At 44.6% G+C, this 19,627-nt stretch carries 20 protein-coding genes; 7 read left to right on the top strand and 13 right to left on the bottom strand.

The window, feature by feature from the left end; translation table 11 throughout:
• Positions 1-15: 15 nt before the first annotated feature.
• The 4 genes from ACZ45G_RS20105 to ACZ45G_RS20120 are packed head-to-tail and all read right to left on the bottom strand — an operon-like array spanning position 16 to position 3,142.
• A complete protein-coding gene (locus tag ACZ45G_RS20105; protein ID WP_464172285.1) occupies positions 16-144 on the bottom strand; it encodes a hypothetical protein in 129 nt (42 codons plus the stop codon).
• Positions 128-1,147 (bottom strand): cytochrome d ubiquinol oxidase subunit II, encoded by a 1,020-nt coding sequence (cydB, locus tag ACZ45G_RS20110; RefSeq protein WP_464172286.1) that lies wholly within the window; start codon positions 1,145-1,147, stop codon positions 128-130. The genes ACZ45G_RS20105 and cydB overlap by 17 nt, the downstream gene beginning before the upstream one ends.
• Positions 1,140-2,546, bottom strand: a complete 1,407-nt coding sequence (locus tag ACZ45G_RS20115; RefSeq protein ID WP_464172287.1) for a cytochrome ubiquinol oxidase subunit I — start codon at positions 2,544-2,546, stop codon at positions 1,140-1,142. The genes cydB and ACZ45G_RS20115 overlap by 8 nt, the downstream gene beginning before the upstream one ends.
• A gap of 47 nt (positions 2,547-2,593) precedes the next feature.
• On the bottom strand, positions 2,594-3,142 hold the full coding sequence (locus ACZ45G_RS20120; protein ID WP_464172288.1) for a DOMON domain-containing protein: 549 nt from the start codon (positions 3,140-3,142) through the stop codon (positions 2,594-2,596).
• A 334-nt stretch (positions 3,143-3,476) separates the two neighbouring features.
• Between ACZ45G_RS20120 and ACZ45G_RS20125 the strand changes: the two genes are divergently transcribed.
• Genes ACZ45G_RS20125 through ACZ45G_RS20135 form a run of 3 tightly spaced genes read left to right on the top strand, consistent with a single transcriptional unit; the run spans position 3,477 to position 6,035 of the window.
• Complete coding sequence (locus ACZ45G_RS20125; protein WP_464172289.1) at positions 3,477-3,926, top strand: DUF2231 domain-containing protein; 450 nt, start codon at positions 3,477-3,479, stop codon at positions 3,924-3,926.
• A 19-nt stretch (positions 3,927-3,945) separates the two neighbouring features.
• Entirely contained in the window at positions 3,946-4,788 is an 843-nt protein-coding gene (locus ACZ45G_RS20130; protein WP_464172290.1) for a sugar phosphate isomerase/epimerase family protein, read from the top strand.
• 2 nt (positions 4,789-4,790) lie between these two features.
• Positions 4,791-6,035: a 3-dehydroquinate synthase gene (locus tag ACZ45G_RS20135; RefSeq protein ID WP_464172291.1), complete on the top strand. Its 1,245-nt coding sequence runs from the start codon at positions 4,791-4,793 to the stop codon at positions 6,033-6,035.
• Here ACZ45G_RS20135 and ubiG read toward each other — a convergent pair.
• The gene (gene ubiG, locus ACZ45G_RS20140; RefSeq protein ID WP_464172292.1) at positions 6,022-6,720 is read right to left on the bottom strand and encodes a bifunctional 2-polyprenyl-6-hydroxyphenol methylase/3-demethylubiquinol 3-O-methyltransferase UbiG; all 699 of its coding nucleotides are present in this window, start codon (positions 6,718-6,720) and stop codon (positions 6,022-6,024) included. The two genes, ACZ45G_RS20135 and ubiG, sit on opposite strands and share 14 nt — an antisense overlap.
• Positions 6,721-7,031: 311 nt before the next feature.
• Between ubiG and ACZ45G_RS20145 the strand changes: the two genes are divergently transcribed.
• Positions 7,032-7,967 (top strand): UbiA family prenyltransferase, encoded by a 936-nt coding sequence (locus ACZ45G_RS20145; protein ID WP_464172293.1) that lies wholly within the window; start codon positions 7,032-7,034, stop codon positions 7,965-7,967.
• Positions 7,968-8,296: 329 nt separating this feature from the next.
• Here the strand turns inward: ACZ45G_RS20145 and ACZ45G_RS20150 are convergent, their stop codons facing one another.
• From ACZ45G_RS20150 to pta, 4 genes are all read right to left on the bottom strand, one after another.
• Positions 8,297-8,860: a peptide-methionine (S)-S-oxide reductase MsrA gene (locus ACZ45G_RS20150; protein WP_464179981.1), complete on the bottom strand. Its 564-nt coding sequence runs from the start codon at positions 8,858-8,860 to the stop codon at positions 8,297-8,299.
• A 9-nt stretch (positions 8,861-8,869) separates the two neighbouring features.
• Complete coding sequence (locus ACZ45G_RS20155; RefSeq protein WP_464172294.1) at positions 8,870-9,064, bottom strand: hypothetical protein; 195 nt, start codon at positions 9,062-9,064, stop codon at positions 8,870-8,872.
• Positions 9,065-9,389: 325 nt separating this feature from the next.
• The gene (locus tag ACZ45G_RS20160) at positions 9,390-10,298 is read right to left on the bottom strand and encodes a sensor histidine kinase (RefSeq protein WP_464172295.1); all 909 of its coding nucleotides are present in this window, start codon (positions 10,296-10,298) and stop codon (positions 9,390-9,392) included.
• A 258-nt stretch (positions 10,299-10,556) separates the two neighbouring features.
• Positions 10,557-12,665 carry a phosphate acetyltransferase gene (gene pta / locus ACZ45G_RS20165; RefSeq protein WP_464172296.1) on the bottom strand — a complete coding sequence of 703 codons (2,109 nt, stop codon included), beginning with the start codon at positions 12,663-12,665 and terminating at the stop codon, positions 10,557-10,559.
• A gap of 860 nt (positions 12,666-13,525) precedes the next feature.
• Between pta and ACZ45G_RS20170 the strand changes: the two genes are divergently transcribed.
• Positions 13,526-14,857: an anaerobic C4-dicarboxylate transporter gene (locus ACZ45G_RS20170; protein WP_464172297.1), complete on the top strand. Its 1,332-nt coding sequence runs from the start codon at positions 13,526-13,528 to the stop codon at positions 14,855-14,857.
• Between the two features lie 158 nt (positions 14,858-15,015).
• Here ACZ45G_RS20170 and ACZ45G_RS20175 read toward each other — a convergent pair whose 3' ends face one another.
• The 3 genes from ACZ45G_RS20175 to ACZ45G_RS20185 all read right to left on the bottom strand — a co-directional run bounded on the left by ACZ45G_RS20175 (position 15,016) and on the right by ACZ45G_RS20185 (position 17,838).
• Positions 15,016-16,449, bottom strand: a complete 1,434-nt coding sequence (locus ACZ45G_RS20175) for an aldo/keto reductase (RefSeq protein ID WP_464172298.1) — start codon at positions 16,447-16,449, stop codon at positions 15,016-15,018.
• Between the two features lie 162 nt (positions 16,450-16,611).
• Entirely contained in the window at positions 16,612-17,091 is a 480-nt protein-coding gene (locus tag ACZ45G_RS20180; protein ID WP_464172299.1) for a YbhB/YbcL family Raf kinase inhibitor-like protein, read from the bottom strand.
• Between the two features lie 594 nt (positions 17,092-17,685).
• Positions 17,686-17,838, bottom strand: a complete 153-nt coding sequence (locus ACZ45G_RS20185; protein ID WP_464172300.1) for a hypothetical protein — start codon at positions 17,836-17,838, stop codon at positions 17,686-17,688.
• 430 nt (positions 17,839-18,268) lie between these two features.
• Between ACZ45G_RS20185 and ACZ45G_RS20190 the strand changes: the two genes are divergently transcribed.
• On the top strand, positions 18,269-18,412 hold the full coding sequence (locus tag ACZ45G_RS20190) for a hypothetical protein (protein ID WP_464172301.1): 144 nt from the start codon (positions 18,269-18,271) through the stop codon (positions 18,410-18,412).
• Positions 18,413-18,498: 86 nt separating this feature from the next.
• The gene (locus ACZ45G_RS20195) at positions 18,499-18,648 is read left to right on the top strand and encodes a hypothetical protein (protein WP_464172302.1); all 150 of its coding nucleotides are present in this window, start codon (positions 18,499-18,501) and stop codon (positions 18,646-18,648) included.
• A gap of 153 nt (positions 18,649-18,801) precedes the next feature.
• Here ACZ45G_RS20195 and ACZ45G_RS20200 read toward each other — a convergent pair whose 3' ends face one another.
• Positions 18,802-19,284, bottom strand: a complete 483-nt coding sequence (locus ACZ45G_RS20200) for an adenosine-specific kinase (RefSeq protein ID WP_464172303.1) — start codon at positions 19,282-19,284, stop codon at positions 18,802-18,804.
• Positions 19,285-19,627: the final 343 nt, after the last annotated feature.

Genomic DNA, 19,627 nt, shown 5'->3' on the forward strand with positions numbered 1-19,627 from the left:
CGGGTTAAAGATTTCTCAGGTTATTTTTCCCACTAGGACAATCCAGCGGGTAATGGCAGCCAACAGGGCAACGGATAACAGGCCGCCGCACCAGAGCGCGGCAAACCAGAGCCATTGCCGGAGGGTATCAGTACGCGGTTTCATGAGAACTTTTGCCCCGAAATATCCAATAGCAATAACCGGTATAGGCAAGCACAACCGGCAACATGATCACCGCCCCCACCAGCAGGAGAGACTGTGATTCCGGTGCGGCCGCGGCCTGGTGCAAGGTCACCTGGTAGGGCACCAGCCAGGGCCAGGTACTGATGCCGATGCCGATGTAGTTCATCAGGAAAATCCCCTGAATCAGAAAGAACGGCCGGTATTCATTTTTGTGACGAAGATCGTGCCACACCATCCAGAACAGAATCATGCACGCGACCGGCATGACCCCGAGATAAAAGAAATTGGGCAGACTGAACCACAATGCCCGAATCCTCGGATCCATGATCGGCATGCAAAAACTGACCAGACCCATGAAAAAGGCCACATGCCAGAACAGGTATCCGGTGCATCTGCGGGCCCAGGCTTGGGTCACATCTTCGGTTTTCATGATCAGCCAGGCCGCCCCCAAAAGGGCATAGCCCGCCACCAGAGCAACCCCGGTCATGACACTGAAGGCATTGAGCCAGTCAAAGGCCCCGCCGCTAAACGATCTTCCGGTGACGCTGATCCCCTGGACAAACGCCCCCAGGATCATTCCCTGGGTCAGGGTGGCAACCAGTGATCCAACGTGAAAAACATAGCCCCAGCGCTTTTTAGACCGGGCGTGCGCCTTGAACCTGAATTCAAAGGATACCCCCCTTAGAATAAGCCCGAAAAGCATCAGAATGACAGGAATGTAGAACGCCGGCAGCAAAATGGCATAGGCCAGGGGAAAGGCGGCAAAAAGTCCACCGCCGCCCATCACAAGCCAGGTTTCATTCCCATCCCAAAACGGTGCCATGGATGACATCATGCGGTCCTGACATTTTTCAGACGGTGCAAAGGGAAACAGGATGCCGATACCCAGATCAAATCCGTCCAGCAACACATATAAAAAAATGGCAGTGCCGATCAACGCATACCAGACAAGGGGCAGATCAATGAATCCTTGAAAACTAAACATGGTCTCCTCCTGATGCCTTTACAGCATCCGAAACAATGGGGGGTTGTGTAATGCCATGACCGCCGTAGGGTGTTTCCGTTTCAGCAACCGGTCCTTTCAGAACAAGGCGGACAATATAATAAATCCCGGCCCCAAACACAAATCCATAAATAATAATAAAGGCAAGCAGCGAAAGAGCGACATGGATACCTGCCACCGGGGATATGGCCTCAGCGGTTAAAAGAGAATTAAACACGATATACGGCTGGCGGCCTATTTCCGTAACAAACCATCCTGTAAGGACCGCAACAAACCCGGCCGGCGTCATCAGCATGCACCATCCGTGAAACCACGGGGTGTCAAACAGACGTTTTTTCCAATACAGCAGAAGGGCAAACACACCGGTCAGAATCATTAGCATGCCCACCCCCACCATGATCCGAAACGACCAGAAAACAGACGCAACCGGCGGTCGACGGTCTTTTGGCCACTCTTTGAGGCCTTTGACCTCTCCGTCCAGGCTATGGGTGAGAATAAGACTGGACACTTTAGGGATTTCAATGGCAAACCGGGTGGTTTCCATATGTTCATCCGGCCAGCCGAACAATACCATCGGTGCACCCTGCTGGGTCTCCCACAACCCTTCCATGGCAGCCACCTTGACCGGCTGCTCCTTGAACGTGTTCTGGCCGTGAAGATCGCCGAACAACAGCTGAAGCGGTGCCACAAATACCGCCATGAGCATGGCCATGCCGAACATGACCCTTGCCTGGGGGATAAATTTTTTGCGCCACAGATAAAAGGCGCCGATCCCGCTCACGGCAAAGGCGGTTGTCAGGTATGTAGCGGTCACCATATGGATCATGCGATAGGGAAAAGAGGAATTAAAAATAATGGCCAGCCAGTTGGTGGGATAGTAAAGACCGTCATCGCCTATCAAAAATCCCTGGGGGGTCTGCATCCAGGAATTGGCTGCCAGGATCCAGAAGGCAGAAACCAGAGTTCCTGCGGCAACCATCGCCGTGGCAAAGAAATGCATTATAGGGCTGACGCGGTTCCACCCGAACAGCATGATTCCAAGAAAAGAGGCTTCCAGGAAAAAGGCGGTCAGTACTTCAAACCCCAGAAGGGGCCCCAGAACATTGCCGACCTTGTCTGAAAATACGGACCAGTTTGTGCCAAACTGGTAGGAGAGTACCACCCCGGAGACAACGCCCATACCGAATGTCACAGCAAATATTTTCACCCACATCTGGTAGACATCCCTGTAGATTTCATCGCCGGTTTTCAGCCATCGCCATTCCACCACAGCCAGCCAGCTTGCAAGCCCTATGGTAAACGCCGGAAATAGGATGTGAAACGATATGGTAAAGCCAAACTGAAGTCTTGCCAGCATGGCAGGGTCCAAATGAAGTGTCATGAGATTTTCCTTTTGCTTGACCGATTAACGCTTGACGTAAAACTGCATCATTTTATTCTTTTGGTTTCGCCGGTTGAATAGTTGATATCGTAAACACCCCTGTATCTATGGCCGGAATTAAAAGAATCTGATCCGGATCCATAGGCAACCATTATCCGGCTGGTCCCTTCAGGAACAATGGGGTTGTCCCATTTGTCTGTGCTGCCCAGGGCCCGGGAAAAACGAATCGTTGTGACCCCATCGACCTCCTCTCCAGCCGGGTTGAGCACATTATTTTCCCCCCCCAGCTTTTCATCCTGGGAATGGGCCCGACTCCGGACGCCATAGTGATCCTGGATCTCTACCTTGCCGTTTTTCACGGCACCAATGATAATATCAGCTCCCCGCATGGCGGATTCAGGATCAAACCCAATGGAAACCCATCCGGTTGTTTTGGCCGTCAGTCGTACATGGATCTGGTCCTTGTCAATGGACCAGGAAACTGTCATATCTTTTGCTTCAAGTGTATGCTGGTATTCCATTGCACCCGCATATGCGGGGAAGAGGACGCTGAGTGCTGCAGCGATCAAAACAAATTGTTTCATCATTTTCATCATAGGATTACTCCTTTATCCTTGAATTGCGGTTCACCACCAGAAAAGTTATTGAAACCAAAGGGCAAATTCCAAGTCATTATCATCATTCTCTTATAAGCTGTCAACACAAAAACAAGGAATGATTAAATTCTGGATTTTTCATATGACACCCGTTGCAATGGTTAATTTCCTTGACATGATATGGCCTTAAACGTATTTATGAAGAGCAAGCCTGGGAGAGTTGTTCTTTAGTTCAGCATGGAAAAAACCGTAAAAGAATAAGACATAAGGAATTCGGCCACAGGATTTACCTGCGCTATATTTAAAAAAATCAAATCAAATCAAAGGTGATAACATGACAGAAGTTATTTTTGAGTTTCTAAACAAAATCGGATTTGTTCATCCCTTACACCCCGCATTGACACATATTCCCATGGGAATGGTAATGGGTGCGGTCACGTTCAGGCTGGTATCTTTTTTACCCAGGTTAAAGGTTCTGGCCAGAACAGGGTATCATTGTATTATCCTTGGCCTTTTGGGCATGTTCCCGACAGCTTTTTCAGGATACCTGGACTGGCAGCATACCTTTGGCGGCAACTGGGATTTTTTGATCATTCTGAAAATGATTCTTGCGATTATTTTGACGGTTCTCCTGGCAACCATCGCCATTGTGGATGATCCTGAAAATCCCCGATTTGATAAAACGACACTTTTTTATTTTTTAACCCTCCTTCTGGCCATCGGCCTGGGATTCTCCGGTGGCGAACTAACCCATCAGCTCTTGCAAGCTGCCCTGCACGGATAGAAAAAAGGATGTAAAATTAATGGTTTTTTCATACAGCACCAATGCGTTTGTTGAACATTCTCTCGCCGAGGCGGTTAAATTGATTGCCCAGACAGGATTTCGTGGGGTGGAAATCATGTGTGACAGGCCCCATCTGTATCCCCCGGATGCGAACCACAAGGATCTTGAACGCTTCAAGCAATCGCTTACCGCGCTAAACTTAACGATTACGAACCTCAATTGTTTCACCCTTTTTGCCGTGGGCAATACCTGGCTTCCTTCCTGGATAGAGCCGGATGAATCAAGACGGCAGGAAAGAATTGACCATACACTCAACTGCCTGGATATCGCCCAATTTTTAGGAAGCCCGTGTATCTCGGTACCCCCCGGCGGGCCGCCGGTTGAAAGGGACCGGAAGGCATCATTGGCCCTTTTCCGCCAGGGGCTTGAGCAAGTGCTCCCCAAAGCCGAAAGCCTGGGGGTAAATATTCTCATTGAGCCGGAACCCGACCTTTTAATAGAAAACAGCCGCCAGATGAATTCGTTTATCAAAGAGTTTGCATCCCCAAACCTGGGGGTCAACTTTGATGTGGGTCATTTTTATTGTGTGGGTGAGGCACCGGAAGTCGCCCTTGAAACCCTGTTTGAAAAAATCGGTCATATCCACATTGAAGACATTGCGCCGACAAGAAAACATCACCATCTTATTCCCGGCCTTGGCGCCATAGACTATGACGCATTTTTTAAACGGCTCGAAGAGCTGAACTACAACAAAGATATTTGTCTTGAACTTTATACGTATACCCAGGCTCCTTGCGAAGCCGGTCTGAAAAGTATTGAGACATTAAAGCCTGTAATGGAAAAATACGGATTTTCGGTTTAATTATGAACGATAAAATAACGTCACCCAAAGACCATTCCCCCCGGACCGTCATCCCGCTCAAATTTGCTCAGTCCTATCATTACCCCGTCTGTTTTACCCGGGACGTGTTCAACATCAGCAATCCTCTCCTGATCAAGACCCTTGTGGTGAAAAACCAACTCCAGGCCAGAAAAATAGTGGTGATGATTGATGACGGGCTGACCCGCCGGAATCCCCGGCTTTTAAATGATGTTGCCCAATGGTTTGAACACCACAAGGATCTTGTTTGCCTGGCCTGCGAACCGGTTGTGTTTCCCGGCGGTGAACAGGTAAAAAACTCCTGGGACCATGTGCACCGGGCAACCAAGGCCATGGACGACGCTGAACTCGACCGGCACGGCGTGGTTATCGCTGTGGGCGGAGGCGCCCTGCTGGATATGGCCGGGTTCAGTGCTGCCATCTTCCACAGGGGGATACAGCTGGTCCGAATTCCCACGACAACCCTGGCCCAGAACGATGCCGGCATTGGGGTAAAAAACGGGATAAACCAGTATGGCAAAAAAAATTGTATCGGAACCTTTTTTCTGCCCATAGCGGTGATCAATGACTATGGTTTCTTAGCGACACTGTCTTTTGAACATTTTATCGGGGGCGTGGCCGAAGCCTTTAAGATTGCTTTGATACGCGACCGCTCCTTTTTCTTGTTTCTTGAGGAAAAAAGCGCGCGGCTCAAACAAAGGGACCCGGCGGCAATAGAAGAAACCATTGAAAGATGCGCCCGGCTTCACCTGGATCATATCGCCCACAGCGGCGACGCATTTGAAACAGGATCCTCACGGCCCCTGGATTATGGTCACTGGTCTGCCCATAAGATTGAAATGCTATCCGAATTTTCCATGGGGCACGGCCAGGCAGTTTCAGTCGGTATCGCCCTGGACTCTTATTATGCATGGCAGCTCTCCCTGATTTCCCGGGCCGAACTGGACCGTATCATCACAGCGCTGATAAATTGCGGACTCCCGATCTGGAGTCAATATCTTACGATCACGGACACTTCGGGCCGCCTTGAAATAGAAAACGGGCTCGAAGAGTTCCGGCAGCACCTGGGGGGCAGGTTGACGTTTACCATGCCCGATGGAATCGGACAGACATGTGAACGCCATGAAATGGACTTTGACATTGTCAGGCAAGGGATCGCTTTTCTTAAGAACGCCTTGGGTGATGCGGCCAAAAACAGCCGGATCACCGAAACGGTCAGGCAGACGTGAAGCTTGCCAGATAGTTGACCAGGCAATTTTTGCACAAATAGTATCGCCGGGTAATCGGATTGTATGAAAACCCGGTGATATCCATCTGTTTCAACCCCGCCTCAAAACAGGCCCGGTTGAGTTCGTCAGGCTTGATCAACGATGACCAGTCATGGGTCCCTTTGGGCAGAAGCCCCAGAACATATTCCGCACACACCACAGCCAGGAGAAACGACATCGGGTTTCGGTTGATGGTTGCAAAAATGACCATCCCCCCTGGATTCAGAACAGTTTTGCAGGCAGCAATGACCGATTCATAGCTTGGCACATGCTCCAGCAGTTCCATGCACAAAATGACGTCAAAACCCGTTTGGGTGAACCGGGTGATATGTTCGATGTCCGTGTCGATATAGCGGATATCAAGGCTTGATTGTTCCGCATGGGTCCGGGCAATGGCCGTCATGTGAGGTGATGCATCAATGCCGATGGTGACGGCAGCCTGCCTTGCAATCCTTTCGGTGAGTATCCCGCCACCGCAGCCCACATCCAGGACCCGTTTCCCCCTGAGATCTGTTTGCTGCATAATGTATTCAAGCCTTAAGGGATTGATATCATGAAGGGATTTCATCCTTCCATTTTCATCCCACCAGTCGGTTGCGAAATCGTTGAATTTTTCTATTTCACTCAAAGAGATATTGTGTGTCATCCGGTTCCTTGGGAATCCTTTGTCTATTGTTTTATTTCAGGCGCTTTAGTGAATAATTTCTTGAAGTTTTCACCTGATCCGTTTATACTTTTTGTCCATGCGTAATTATTACAGCATGCGTGATTATTACAATGGGTTCATCGGTACTTTGATGCAAACATTGTCTGTCTTTTATTTTTTACTAAAAGATCCGGTTATCTACAACAATAATCTTAAAGAATCAATGCATGGGCTTGCAGTTGTTCGACTGGATGAAAGTTAGTCTTCAAAACGGTATTTGATGTTTTGTTCTTCTTTTGATGGGGTGGCGATTGAAATATGTAATGTCTTTTTATGACACATTGGTTCCGGAAAAACTTCAATTCTTTTTTGCACTTTCACGGACCCATCATGGCGTGCTCGATATGATGGCACCTGTTTTTGCCGCCCTGATCTATCTGGGGCATTTCCCGGATCCGGGCATTGTCCTGGCAGGCGTTATCACTGTTTTTTCAGGATATACAGCGGTTTATGCACTCAATGATATTGTCGGATACAAGGACGATCGAAACAATATTCGGCCGGACGACAAAAAAGGAACTGATCTGGACTCAATCCTTATCCGGCATCCCCTTGCCCAGGGCGTGATCAGCCTGAAATCTGCTGCAGCATGGGCAGGGTTCTGGTCTGTTGCAGCTGTACTGGGCGCATATTATTTAAACCCGGTCTGTATTCTGATTTTTCTGGGTGGCGCACTGCTGGAAGCCATCTATTGCTATCTGTTGAAAATCACTTATCTCAGGATTGTCATCAACGGGTTTGTAAAATCGGCCGGCCCTGTTGCCGCTGTCTTTGCCGTGGACACAAGTCCCGATGCGCTTTTTTTATGCTTCATATTTGTTTTCTTTTTTCTGTGGGAAGCCGGGGGACAGAATATCCCCAATGATTATACCGATATCGAAGAAGACCGGCAGATAAATGCAAAAACACTCCCGCTGGTGTTTGGGCGGGATATTGCAAGTTCCCTGATCATGGGACTTCTGGCTGCCGCTTTTATTGTCATGGCAGCCGTGTTCTTTATGTCTCCAGTTGATTTTAGTTGGTTTTCATATCTGGTTTTCGGGACAGGCTCTTTCTTTCTATTGATGCTGCCGGCACAAAAGCTTCGGAAAACCGGCGAAAATCAAGCAGCAATGAGTCTTTTCAACAAGGCAAGTTATTACCCGTTTTTTCTTTTGTGTGTGGTATTGATGAATTTATTTCTATAAAAAAGTATCGACCCGGATTTAAAATTACCAATTTCATTTAAATAAATTTAGAAGGCTTGCGGCGGTTGCGCGTCCGCTTGCAGCCGGGGGTTATAACAGCCATTCCTAAACCAAGCCCTCTTTGATTAATTTTCCCATACAAATACTATTTTCAAATTCTGATCTGAAATTCCATATCAACATCTCTAAAGTCTGTAAATAATTTTCAATAAAACAATTTTTGTGAAAATATAGTTGATACATAAAGACTCTGCCGAAATGTTTTTTATTGGAGACACACATTAACGGTTCAAAGCCTATCCAAATTTCAAAGACGTGTTGAAGCGCCTCTATTCCCCTACCAGTTTCTTCAATACTTTTATTCCCTCTTCATTCACTCCCAAACTTTGAATCTCACGTAAAAGCTGGGCCTTGGTCCCATTCTGTCCAGCATAACCATTGAGACGAGCAGCGGCCGTTGAATCCACAAGGTCTGCATGACGTGTATAAAACTTATCGAGTAAATGCTTCAAGGCAGAATGTTTTAAGAGATATTTCTGGTGATAATCTTCTGCAAGAGTGAACGCTTTCAAAGGCACAATGTCGGTCCGAACCGTCTTGCCGGCATTCTGTTCCAGGGCGTCCTTGCTTGCCATAGCTTCCCGGCGTTGTTCATCATTATGATAAAAGATTGCATTTTTATATTGGGTCATGCCCGTCTGCTGGGTGTAACTATGGCTTTTCCAAAAGATCTCTAATACCTGACGGTAGGTGATCTCTTTTGGGTCAAAGTCCACCTGAACGGTTTCAGTATGGTCACCGATACTTCTATAGGTTGGCGAATCCGTGTTTCCTCCGGCATAGCCCACTCGGGTTCTGATTACGCCTTCGATAATCCCAAACTGGGATTCAATACCCCAGAATCACCCTAATCCAAAAGAGGCTGTATCAAAAACCTTTGGCAGATTCTGGTCGATGGGCGGCAGGGCTTTTGCCATAATGTCTCTATCAGTTCCTGGGTCATTCGTGGCCTGAGCATCGACAGCAAGGCCTGGGAACACCATGAGCAAGGCAAGTATTAGATATTGTAAGGGGTTTGCAATAAGTTTATATTTCATTTTTCTGTATCCTTATCGGGTTGAATTAATTAAAGATAAGCACGGATTGGATAAGGGACAATGGTGGCGCATAAACACAATATAAACTTTTGACCAAACCAATGAATACAGATCTGTAGAGGGGACTCGGTAGATATATTGGAGTTGCGGGTATTTATTTTAGGTAGGTCATTTTTTTGTTTGGTTCAAGTCTACTTCCGCCAGTGTTCCCACATGGCAATTTCTTCATCACTGACACTTGTTTGGAAAGCATCGCTGATGTTAAGACAGCAGTTACCGCATTGTATGCATTTGAAGTTTTTAGGGGGCATGTTGGTCCTTATATTTATGGATTATCTGAACGCTCTCCTATCGGAACGGTAATTTCAATTTTTGTCCCATCACCGGACTTAGAATCGATTTTAAATTGTCCGTTTAAAATCTTGATTCTTTCGATAATACTGAACAGTCCGAAACTTGATTTTGAATTATTTTTTATTATTGAACTATCAAACCCAATACCGTTATCTCCAAAATTAATGTGTAAAAATTCATTCTCCATTGAAATTTCAAGGATAACTTCATTTGATTTTGAATGCTTTATCATGTTAACGAAAAGTTCTCTGACTGATCTATAAAGTATCGTTTGTAAAGAATCATTCAAATTCAAAGGTTTATCTATTTTATTGGAAAAATCAATCTGTATTCCATGTTCGGATCTAACTTCTAAAACCAAATCCTCCAGTGCTTCTTCTAAACTAAGAAAACGTAAGGTTGGAGAACTGATTTTAGCTGTCATTGACCGCACTTCTTCTAACGCCTGCCCAAATATTTGTTGCACCTCGAAAAATTGTTTATCCTCTTGTAATAATTTATCATCAATTACATTTTTAAACTTAGAAATCCCAAAACCAAGTGTTTGGACTACTGTATCATGTAGGTCTTCAGCAATTATTCTGCGTTCTCTTTCTTCAATGGAAACAAGTTCTGTTAACGTGGATTGTAATTGTTTGATGTACTGTTTTTCTTTTGCCCTTAATCTTTCGGATTCAAAGTAGCGCTGTTCAGCCAAGAAAATTTGCTCATTCAAATAACTTAAAATTTCATTTTTAAGTTTTGTACTTTTGAAAACATTTAAAAGCCTGTTTTGATTTTCCCATTTGAAAAGGACTCTACCACAGGGCGCATCAAAAATATCATCCTTATGTAATAGAATCCTCCCATCAACTGCTAAGTCTTCAACAAGTATCTCCATTCAATCTTGACACTGCAGAAAGGAGCGAGAAAACCAACACGTCGCCTTGAGACACCAAGTAAGACCCAAACCGAAGTCCTATCGGCTTTTGGCCGCCTGATTGATGAGGGTGGGGTCTTACAGGTAATGGATCGATAAAGCCCCGCCAATTAAGGTGATGGGCGCCACATGCCTTCTGATCCACGAAACTCCTGTTTCAAAATGAATTGCGACCCATGAACGCCATCTGTTATTACAGCTGAAATGTACAATATAGAATTATGACACCAACCCCTTTTCTGCCTGGGCCTGAATAGCCGTAATTGCAACGGTATTTACAATATCTGTTACAACACAACCACGGCTAAGATCGTTGACAGGTTTATTAAGGCCCTGCATAATCGGACCTATCGCAACTGCCCCTGCAGAACGTTGAACTGCTTTGTAAGTATTGTTGCCTGTATTAAGATCTGGAAATATAAAAACTGTCGCCCTGCCAGCGACTTTGCTGTCCGGCATTTTAGTTGCGGCAACCGTAGGATCCACAGCCGCGTCATACTGGATTGGCCCTTCAAGAAGTAACTCAGGTGCCAGTCGGTGGGCAATCTCTGTCGCTCGTTTAACTTTATCAACCTCCTCACCTATCCCAGATGAACCGGAAGAGTATGAAAGCATTGCCACAAAAGGCTTTATACCAAACAGCACTGCAGTCTTTGATGATTCTATTGCTATTTCTGCCAGTTGCTCCGCAGTAGGTCTGGGATTAACTGCACAATCACCATAGGCAAGGACCCTGTCTTCAAGACACATAAAAAACACCGAAGACATGATGGTACTTCCAGGTTTTGTTTTTACGAATTCCAGAGATGGCCTCACCGTGTTCAGGGTTGAATGGGCCGCTCCAGACACCATGCCGTCGGCGTGTCCTTTGTAAACCATCATAGTTCCAAAATAATTGACCGCAGACATCACATCACGCGCATTGTCTGGAGTAATTCCTTTATGCTTTCTTAACTCAAAATAGGTTTCAGCATAGTCATCAAAAAAATCAGATTTCACAGGATCAATAATTTTAACACCACTTAGAGCCAGACCAAGTGTCACAATCTTGCTTTTAATAGTCTGGACGTTGCCAAGCAGAATAATCTCCACCACATCCCGGTGAATGAGTATTTCGGCTGCTCGCAAGATTCGCTCGTCCTCGCCTTCGGGCAACACGATGGTCTGCTTATGTTCACGAGCCCGTTTTATAAGACCGAATTCAAACATTTTCGGCGTCATGACCAGCATGCTGTAGCCGACAATTTTATTCCTTAACTCTGAGGTATCCACATGGGATTCAAACAACCCCAGTCCAAATGCGATTTTAAGAACTGAATTTGGGGTGATTGTGTTGTGAATAGCCTTTATTTGCAAAGCAGTAGTAAATGTATCAGTCTCAACTTTAATAATTGGCACAAGATCATCCATCCCCTTAAGAAGATTGCGCAGAATCTTATCGGGTTTCAAATAACCTGTGAGAACCATGCCACCGATATTGGGCATATTGGACGACCGATACGCAGCGAGCATGCCGAGAATAATATCGATCCTGTCAATCGACGTAATGATGAGATTATCATTTGCAAGTCTTGGTAATAAATTTCTCAAATTCATTGCGGCAATAACAAAACGGGACACCGGTCTGTTGAGCTGCTCTTTGCCATAGATAATTTTTGCATCAAGCGCTTTGACAATCTCTGCCATTGTCGGTCGATCAAGTGTCTCTTCGAAAGGAATTGAATAAATATGTTCTATCTTCTGTTGGAGTTTTTCTCTCAGCGACTGTAACATTTCCTGCTGCAGGGGAGTTGGGGTTCTATTGACAATGATCGACAGTATATTTGACCCCTTTTCCTCGAAAGACTCGATGGCAAACCGACACGACTTGACCACTCCCTCAATAGATCCCTCATGAGCATTGGCAATCATCAAAACCGGACAACCAAGATTGTTGGCAATTTCTACATTGAGCTCAAATTCAAACGCTGACGAATCACTCTGGAAATCTGTCCCCAGACAGAGAACGAAATCATATTCGTTTTCAAGCGCTTTATAGCTTTCCAGTACACCTTCGAGAAGCTTGTCATACTGTTTGTCAGCGACGAGTGTCCTCGCTTCTTCAAACGTGTATGCATACATCTGGCGGTAAGGAATATCAAGATTGTAGTAGGTTGATATCAAATGAATAATATCGTCCTTTCCATCCACATCATGTTTCATGTTCACTATCGGTCGAAAAATAGCAACCCGCCCCAAGTTTCGAACAAGAAATTCCATCACTCCCAAAGCAACCAATGATATGCCGCTTTTGGGTTCTAACGCTGTGATATAAAGATTTTTCGACATTATATTTTTCCTCTGAGTCAGGCAAGATATTCATTTCCACCACAGACCGAATCGCTCCGTTACCGCCTGCCATCCATAGACCGAGCCATTTCACTCTGGTCCCATGGACGAATGGAATTCGTAAATTCCACATGAAAGACCCTGTCACATTATTTTTTTGACAACAGCCCCGATGGTACACCAATTATGAAAATCCAGCCACAAAATATTAAATGCCTGTTTAACTAAAAGCAAATGAATCATATCTGAGGCGTTTCTGATGTTTCTCTCAAGTAAAAATATAGTCTTCATTTGGTGTCAGGATTTTTTTCAGAATGTAAAGTTTGATATCATGTCTATTAAAATTTATTGAATGAAACCACTTGGAAAATGGAATAAAACAAAGACTTTTTTATGCCATGGGAATCCTATTGAATACCCTTGATAAACAATATTTTGCGAAAAACCAAGAAAAAATTAATATATAGATACGGCAACAATCATTATAGTTTTGTATCATTGTTGAGGCAAAAAAAAGAAGCCTTGTCTTGGGATCGTTCGAAGGAAAACCACCGCGCAGCGGTCTATCTCAATTTCATATATAGCTTTTCTATTCATTTTTATTTTATTTTCGGAATATAGCAAGACGACAAGCCATCTGGAATACATTGAGCTAATTTATTCAATTGTTATATTACGATGGCCTTTTTATTGCTTTATTATTGTCGGTTATAAAAAAAGGATATGTATATTAAGTAATATTTTATAAAAAATTATTAAAGGGAGAATCCTAGACAAAGGCTTAAATTGACAAAAAATAAAATTCATTTTTTTATATATCCGTGTAAATAAAACAAATCATTTTTAATGGAGGTGCAATCATGCTCCCAGTATTTCAATTACTTCTTGTTTTGGCGTGTCTTTACTTTGGCGCGCGACGGGGCGGTGTCGCCCTTGGTGTTATCTCCGGCATCGGTCTTGCTATTCTGGTGTTCGTTTTCCAGATGCAGCCGGGCTCCCCCCCCACCACAGTAATCTATATCATCATTGCCGCTGTCACCACAGCGGGTATCCTGCAGGCCGCCGGAGGAATGGATTATCTCATTCAAATCGCTGAACGCTTTCTGCGTAAGCATCCTACAAGGATTACCTTCTTTGCACCGTATTGTACTTTTTTTTTGACGGTACTCTGCGGTACTGGACATGTAGTCTATACTCTGATGCCGATCATTGCCGACATTTCGTTGAAAAACGGTATCAGGCCGGAACGACCGGTGGCGGTTTCTTCTATTGCGTCTCAGGTGGGCATCACCTGTTCTCCCATTGCTGCGGCGGTAGTTGCATTCGTCACAATGTCTAACAGCAACAACACCGGTGTATCCATTTTACAGGTGCTTGCTGTCACCTGGCCGGCCTGCATAATCGGCATCTTCCTCGCTGCCCTGTATTCAAGCCGACGGGGCAAAGATCTTGTTGATGATCCACAATACCAGGAACGATTGGCCGATCCCGACATCAAGGAATACATGTTCGGTGAAACCATTACCTCCTTGAATAAGACACTTCCAAAATCGGCAAAGTTGTCCGTCTTCCTCTTCTCTTGTGCATTGATTCTCATTGGTTTGTTCGCAATCTTTCCAGGCCTGCTGCCAACATTTGGAGAACCAGCCAAAACCATCAAAATGAGCCTTGTTATTCAGATAGTGATGCTCCTCATCGGTGGTCTGATCCTGCTCATCTGTCGGGTCAAACCAACCGATGTCGTGCAGGGTACGGTCTTCCAGGCAGGTATGGTCGCTGTTGTCGCCATTTATGGTATTGCGTGGCTGTCTGATACTTACTTTGGTACCTATATCAGCGCGATGAAGGAATCAATCAATGTGATGGTGCAGGCAGCTCCCTGGGCGTTTGCCTTCGCACTGTTCGGTGTATCCGTCCTGATTAATACCCAGGGTGGCACAGTGCTCGCCGTCATGCCCCTCGGTTTTTCCCTCGGGATCCCTGTGGCAGTACTTGTAGGGATTTTACCGTCGGTCTACGGGTACTTCTTTATCCCCAACTATCCAAGTGATATCGCTTCGATGAACTTTGACCGGTCCGGCACCACCAAGATAGGTAAGTACCTCCTGAACCATAGTTTCATGTTGCCCGGCCTGATTTCAGTGGTCACATCCTGCATAATCGGTTATTTCTGGGCACAGGTGATTATCTAAAATCCTCGACAGACAATGCTCACAAACCTCAAGCTCGGCCCCTTTCAAAAAGGGGCCGTTTCCCCTGCAAATTTTTTTTCAACACCTTTTGATAGCAAAATAAGGCCGGGGCCGGGGCACTCTGTCCTGGCACCGAGGGCCAGGGTTTCTACGTTAGACTAAAGGAGGTCTATCTCAAATGCTTGACTTTCAGCCTGGTTCCCCGCAGCATCCACAGCTCGAACTTTATATTGACGAGTACCCTTCTTTTGATCCTCGTTCAAAATATCATCATAATGGAATGCTTGCTGAGTGATCTGGGGAACATGGGGGACCCTACCGATCACATCCCCATGACAAAGTACCTCATAACGTTCGATTGGTTCGGCACCTGCGTAAGAGGTCTGCCAACTAACACGGACTGCGCAGCGGTTCAGACCCGGCATGGCCGAATCCTCTTCAATCCCCACATTTCGAGGCGCAGTGAGCCCGGTTGCTTTCCGTTGAAAGTAAGCATTCGCCGAATCCTTGCCTGCGGAAGTAACCATCTTCTCAATCCGGTTCATTTCACCTGCTTCCAGGATTTCCGCGAGCTGAGCTGCTGACAGATTCTGCTCAAGCTGGCATTTTCCAGCCTTATCATCAATATGGCCAATACCGACAATGAGTGTGCTAATGCCTTCAATAGAAAGTGCGTATCGGATGAGATCTCTACTTGGTATCTCCTCGGAACCAACATCGTGGTATACATCCTCCGGATTATTAGAGAACCTGACCTCCTTGTGATAATATGAAGCATCCGCAAAGACCTTCATACCGATTACCCCCATATCAGCAGCTTTAGCAACGGCGATGGCATTATGACGATGCCCCATATATTTGCAATCACTGGGGTTAATAGTGACCAAAAGAGTGTCGAGAATCCGGTGATTGTCTCTTTGGATGGCATATATGTGTGCTGCTGTGTTCCAATGACCGGATATGCCGATATGTTTAATCAGCTTTTCTTTTTTAGGATTACAGCCTGTCCGGTTGGTGCCTTCCCGCAGATCCAGCATCGCAACCAGAGATCCGATCCAGGGTCGATCCGGACTTGGCTCATCAAATCCCTCAAACAGCATGTCAACCTCATCTTTTGTGTTAATATTGTGAAACTGAATACAGTCCAGATATGCCCCTTCAGGGTATCCCCCCTGACCATCCCCAAATAATAGACTCAAAGAGCGGCGGACATCATCAATCGACGTTGAAACACCAAAATTATCCAGCATACCCTCACTGAAATCTGAACGAAAGCGTTCGCCATCCGGGCGTCTTGCAGAACGGATATGGGTTTTACTGGAGATAAACAACTGTTCACGAGCGGTGTGGTTGTAGTCTTCTACTGAAGGGGACAACCTCAGACGGCGAAAGGCTTCACCAAAATTTTTCTGACTCGGTCCATAGATATTCGATGTGTCTATATAGTTAATGCCCAGTTGATAAGCTTTTTCGATGATAGCAATTGGATCCACACCTTCTGCGGGCCACTGGATAGAGGCCTGGCCTCCGAGACCCATCGTGGTTACCTGTCTCCCGGTCCGTCCCAACCTGCGTGTGATAAGTTGCCTCATAATCTTTCTCCTTAATTTTATTTCCAATCACCACCACCTGTACCATCTTCTCCTTTTAGATATCTATCTGAATGCTTTTACCACCCCTCGATATGCGTTGACATAAAGGTGAACGCTCTATTTAAAAATCATCTTCCATTTCCATCAAATTTTTGAATCCCCTTAATCCCTTTTATAGCGCCCCATAAGACGGTTCATTCCGATAAGATATGGCTCTGCCTTTTCCAGAAACTGCCACAGGGTTAGTCCTGGTGCCAGTGTCATTGTCTTCTCCAGTGCCAGTACCCAGAAATAATAATTGTGAAGGCCGTGCCCATTAGGCGGCATTGGACCGTTGTAGCCATTTTTTCCAAAATCGGTAATGCCGTTGGTATACAAATGGGTGTCTTCATCCAGATGCGTCACATCTCCGGGAATATTATACAGCACCCAATGAACAAAACCATAGGTGCCTCTGCTGCTTACCAGCGGGGCATCCGGATCGTGACAGATAACGGCAAAGGTCTTTGTTCCTCCAGGCGGGTTTTCCCATGACAACGCCGGGGAAACATCTTCTCCTTCACCGGTAAACTTGGACGGTATCAGAGTATCTTGTTCAAACGCATCGCTTTTTAACTGCATTTTTGTTGGTGCAAAACCCATGATGGTATCTCCTTTTTTTCTGGTTTCTAAATTACGTAATTATAGGTCAGGGTACTGCTGATCGTTTTTCCTGTCAACGGCATCACCTGTAGATCGTCAAGACACGCCTGCTTCTTTTGTCTTATAAAAAAAATCTTTTTTTTACATTTCGTGTGCATGCCATTATATGAATATGTTTTTTTTGATGCTTGTAAATATAATCGTTTAAAAATTTAAAATTAATGTTTAGCTCACAAACTTTGTCTTTGTGAAATTACGGTATAGTATAGACTGGAATTTGAAAAAATGCCGTTTGATGCTATCTCAAATTCATATCATTTAGGAAAAAACAACAAATAATTGAACTACCGTTGAACCAAACTCAGTACTGGGCCTTTCAATAATAAACTTAAATAAATCCGGTCAGTTTCTTTAAACGCAACTAGGATTTCATAACAATATTTTAAAGGACTTGTAAAGATAATTCAAAAATTCAAATCACTGAAAATATAATTAATTCGAAAAAGATCTCCCGAAATAACCTTATATTGGAGATCCTCTTGATTTTTGTTCAGATCCCGGGAAGAAATTTTTTAGAATCTGCTAAAATGTAATCTATATATCGGCCAGGGTCAACTGGTTGCCCGGGCTGTAAAGGTGCTGTGGCTGCCAGGGTGCCGACAATTGTTTTCCCCCGGCATAGAGTTCCCGCTCAAGATAGCAAATGCTCCGGCTGAATTCAGGGTATTCCATGTATAGCGGCATCATGGTGGTGCCCAATTTTTTTTACTCTTCCCAAAACGTGAAGCACCAGTGCTTGTCACCTATGGGTAGGAAAATAGAATCTGATAATAGACAGGATGATCACTTTTGACTGCCTTCCAACTTTCCAATTCGAGTTAAATGTATACCAGCGTTATAGTGAGTCACGATGATAATCATTTTCCATGATATTAGGGTAATAACTTTGCTTGTGTTTTTTCCACACATCTTTTAGAGACTTAAAAGTCTATAAAGATTTGCAGAAATTTTGAGGATGCATACTCATATGTGCTGATCTGGGTTCTCTCGTATAATTAATGATAGTTATTGCCTATCATTAAATTATTATTATCACCCCATTGAAATTTTATTTGGCATGACTAACTTATGTTCAAATGCCAGACAAGGCTAAATCCAAACCCAAAAAGGTGACAAAATGACAAATCATAAAGTTGAAAATTATATCGAAAGTGACAAAGAAAGAAATGAAGGCCATGTGGACACCAGAAACAGCAACTTTGAATGTGATAATCCCGACACACACTTGGGATGTGATCCTGGAATTGATGTGGCTGGATAACATACAGTTCAGATAAAAATGGAAAGCAGAGCCTCTTTGAGGCTCTGCCAATCATCAAGAATAACAAACGATTTAGGGGGTGCAAGATGATAGAAATTATAGCAGTATTAACAGCAATGACGGTTTTAGCGATCGGATATTCTGTAAGCAGAAAAGCTAAAACAAAGGTTGTCTGCAAGGTTTGGGTGCAGGAAAACCGATCAACTGACTGGGTTTGCGTTGATAGATTAAAATGATTTTCTACTGTGAACACACCTTTATCCGCACAATGCTGATCTTTTGGAGAATGCTCCTTTCCTCTCCTGACACCAGCAAAATCAACACCAATGATGGAAACTGCTCACTTGCCCTGTGACTTTTAAGTCAACGCTTGCTGTATAATTTTCACATTACTGCTTATACCCTATCATCCTGAGAAAACCTTTTCTCTTTTCAATATCTTCCTCGGTTTCAATACCCTTTGATGAAAACCCGTCAATCACCCCCAGGATTCCCCTGCCCAAATCGGTCTCGGCCAAGATGACTTCCACAGGATTGGCAGTTGCGCAATGGATCCTGGCAACTTCGGGCACATTTTTTATGGTGTTGAGAATATTAATAGGGAACATGTCTTTCATAAATATAATAAAAGAATGGCCGGCAGAAAGTGCATAAGCATTTTTTTTAGCCAACTCAATCATTTCTTCATCGGTTCCGCTGTATCGAACCAGGCATTCCATGGATGCTTCACAGAATGCCACCCCGAATTTCGCATTGGGCACGGTACATACAATGGCTTCATGGATATCTTCCACGGTTTTAATAAAATGAGAATGACCGAGAATGAAATTCAGTTCATCCGGATTTTCAATTGTTATTGTTTTAAGTTCCATTTTATCCTCCAAATATTAGTTAATTAAAGAGACGTGTTGACAGGTTTCAATATAATAATATTTATCAGGAAAAACAATCAGGAGCTAATGTTTTCTTGTCATCCCTGAGCAAGATTCTGAAGAAGAGCCCGAAAAAAAGATCAGCCAGGAAAACCTTATTTTTAAATAACTTCTGGGTTTTGATCAATTTATGATATATTAAATTTTTCTATTTAACCAATTACAGAGAGAAAGAATGGACAATACAAATATTACAAGTCCGATAATTCCACCAATGCTGAGTGATCCAAATCTGAAATCCTATTATTGCCCACATTGCAATAGATTCCTTTTCAAAGGGAAT

Source organism: Desulfoconvexum algidum, assembly GCF_055382125.1.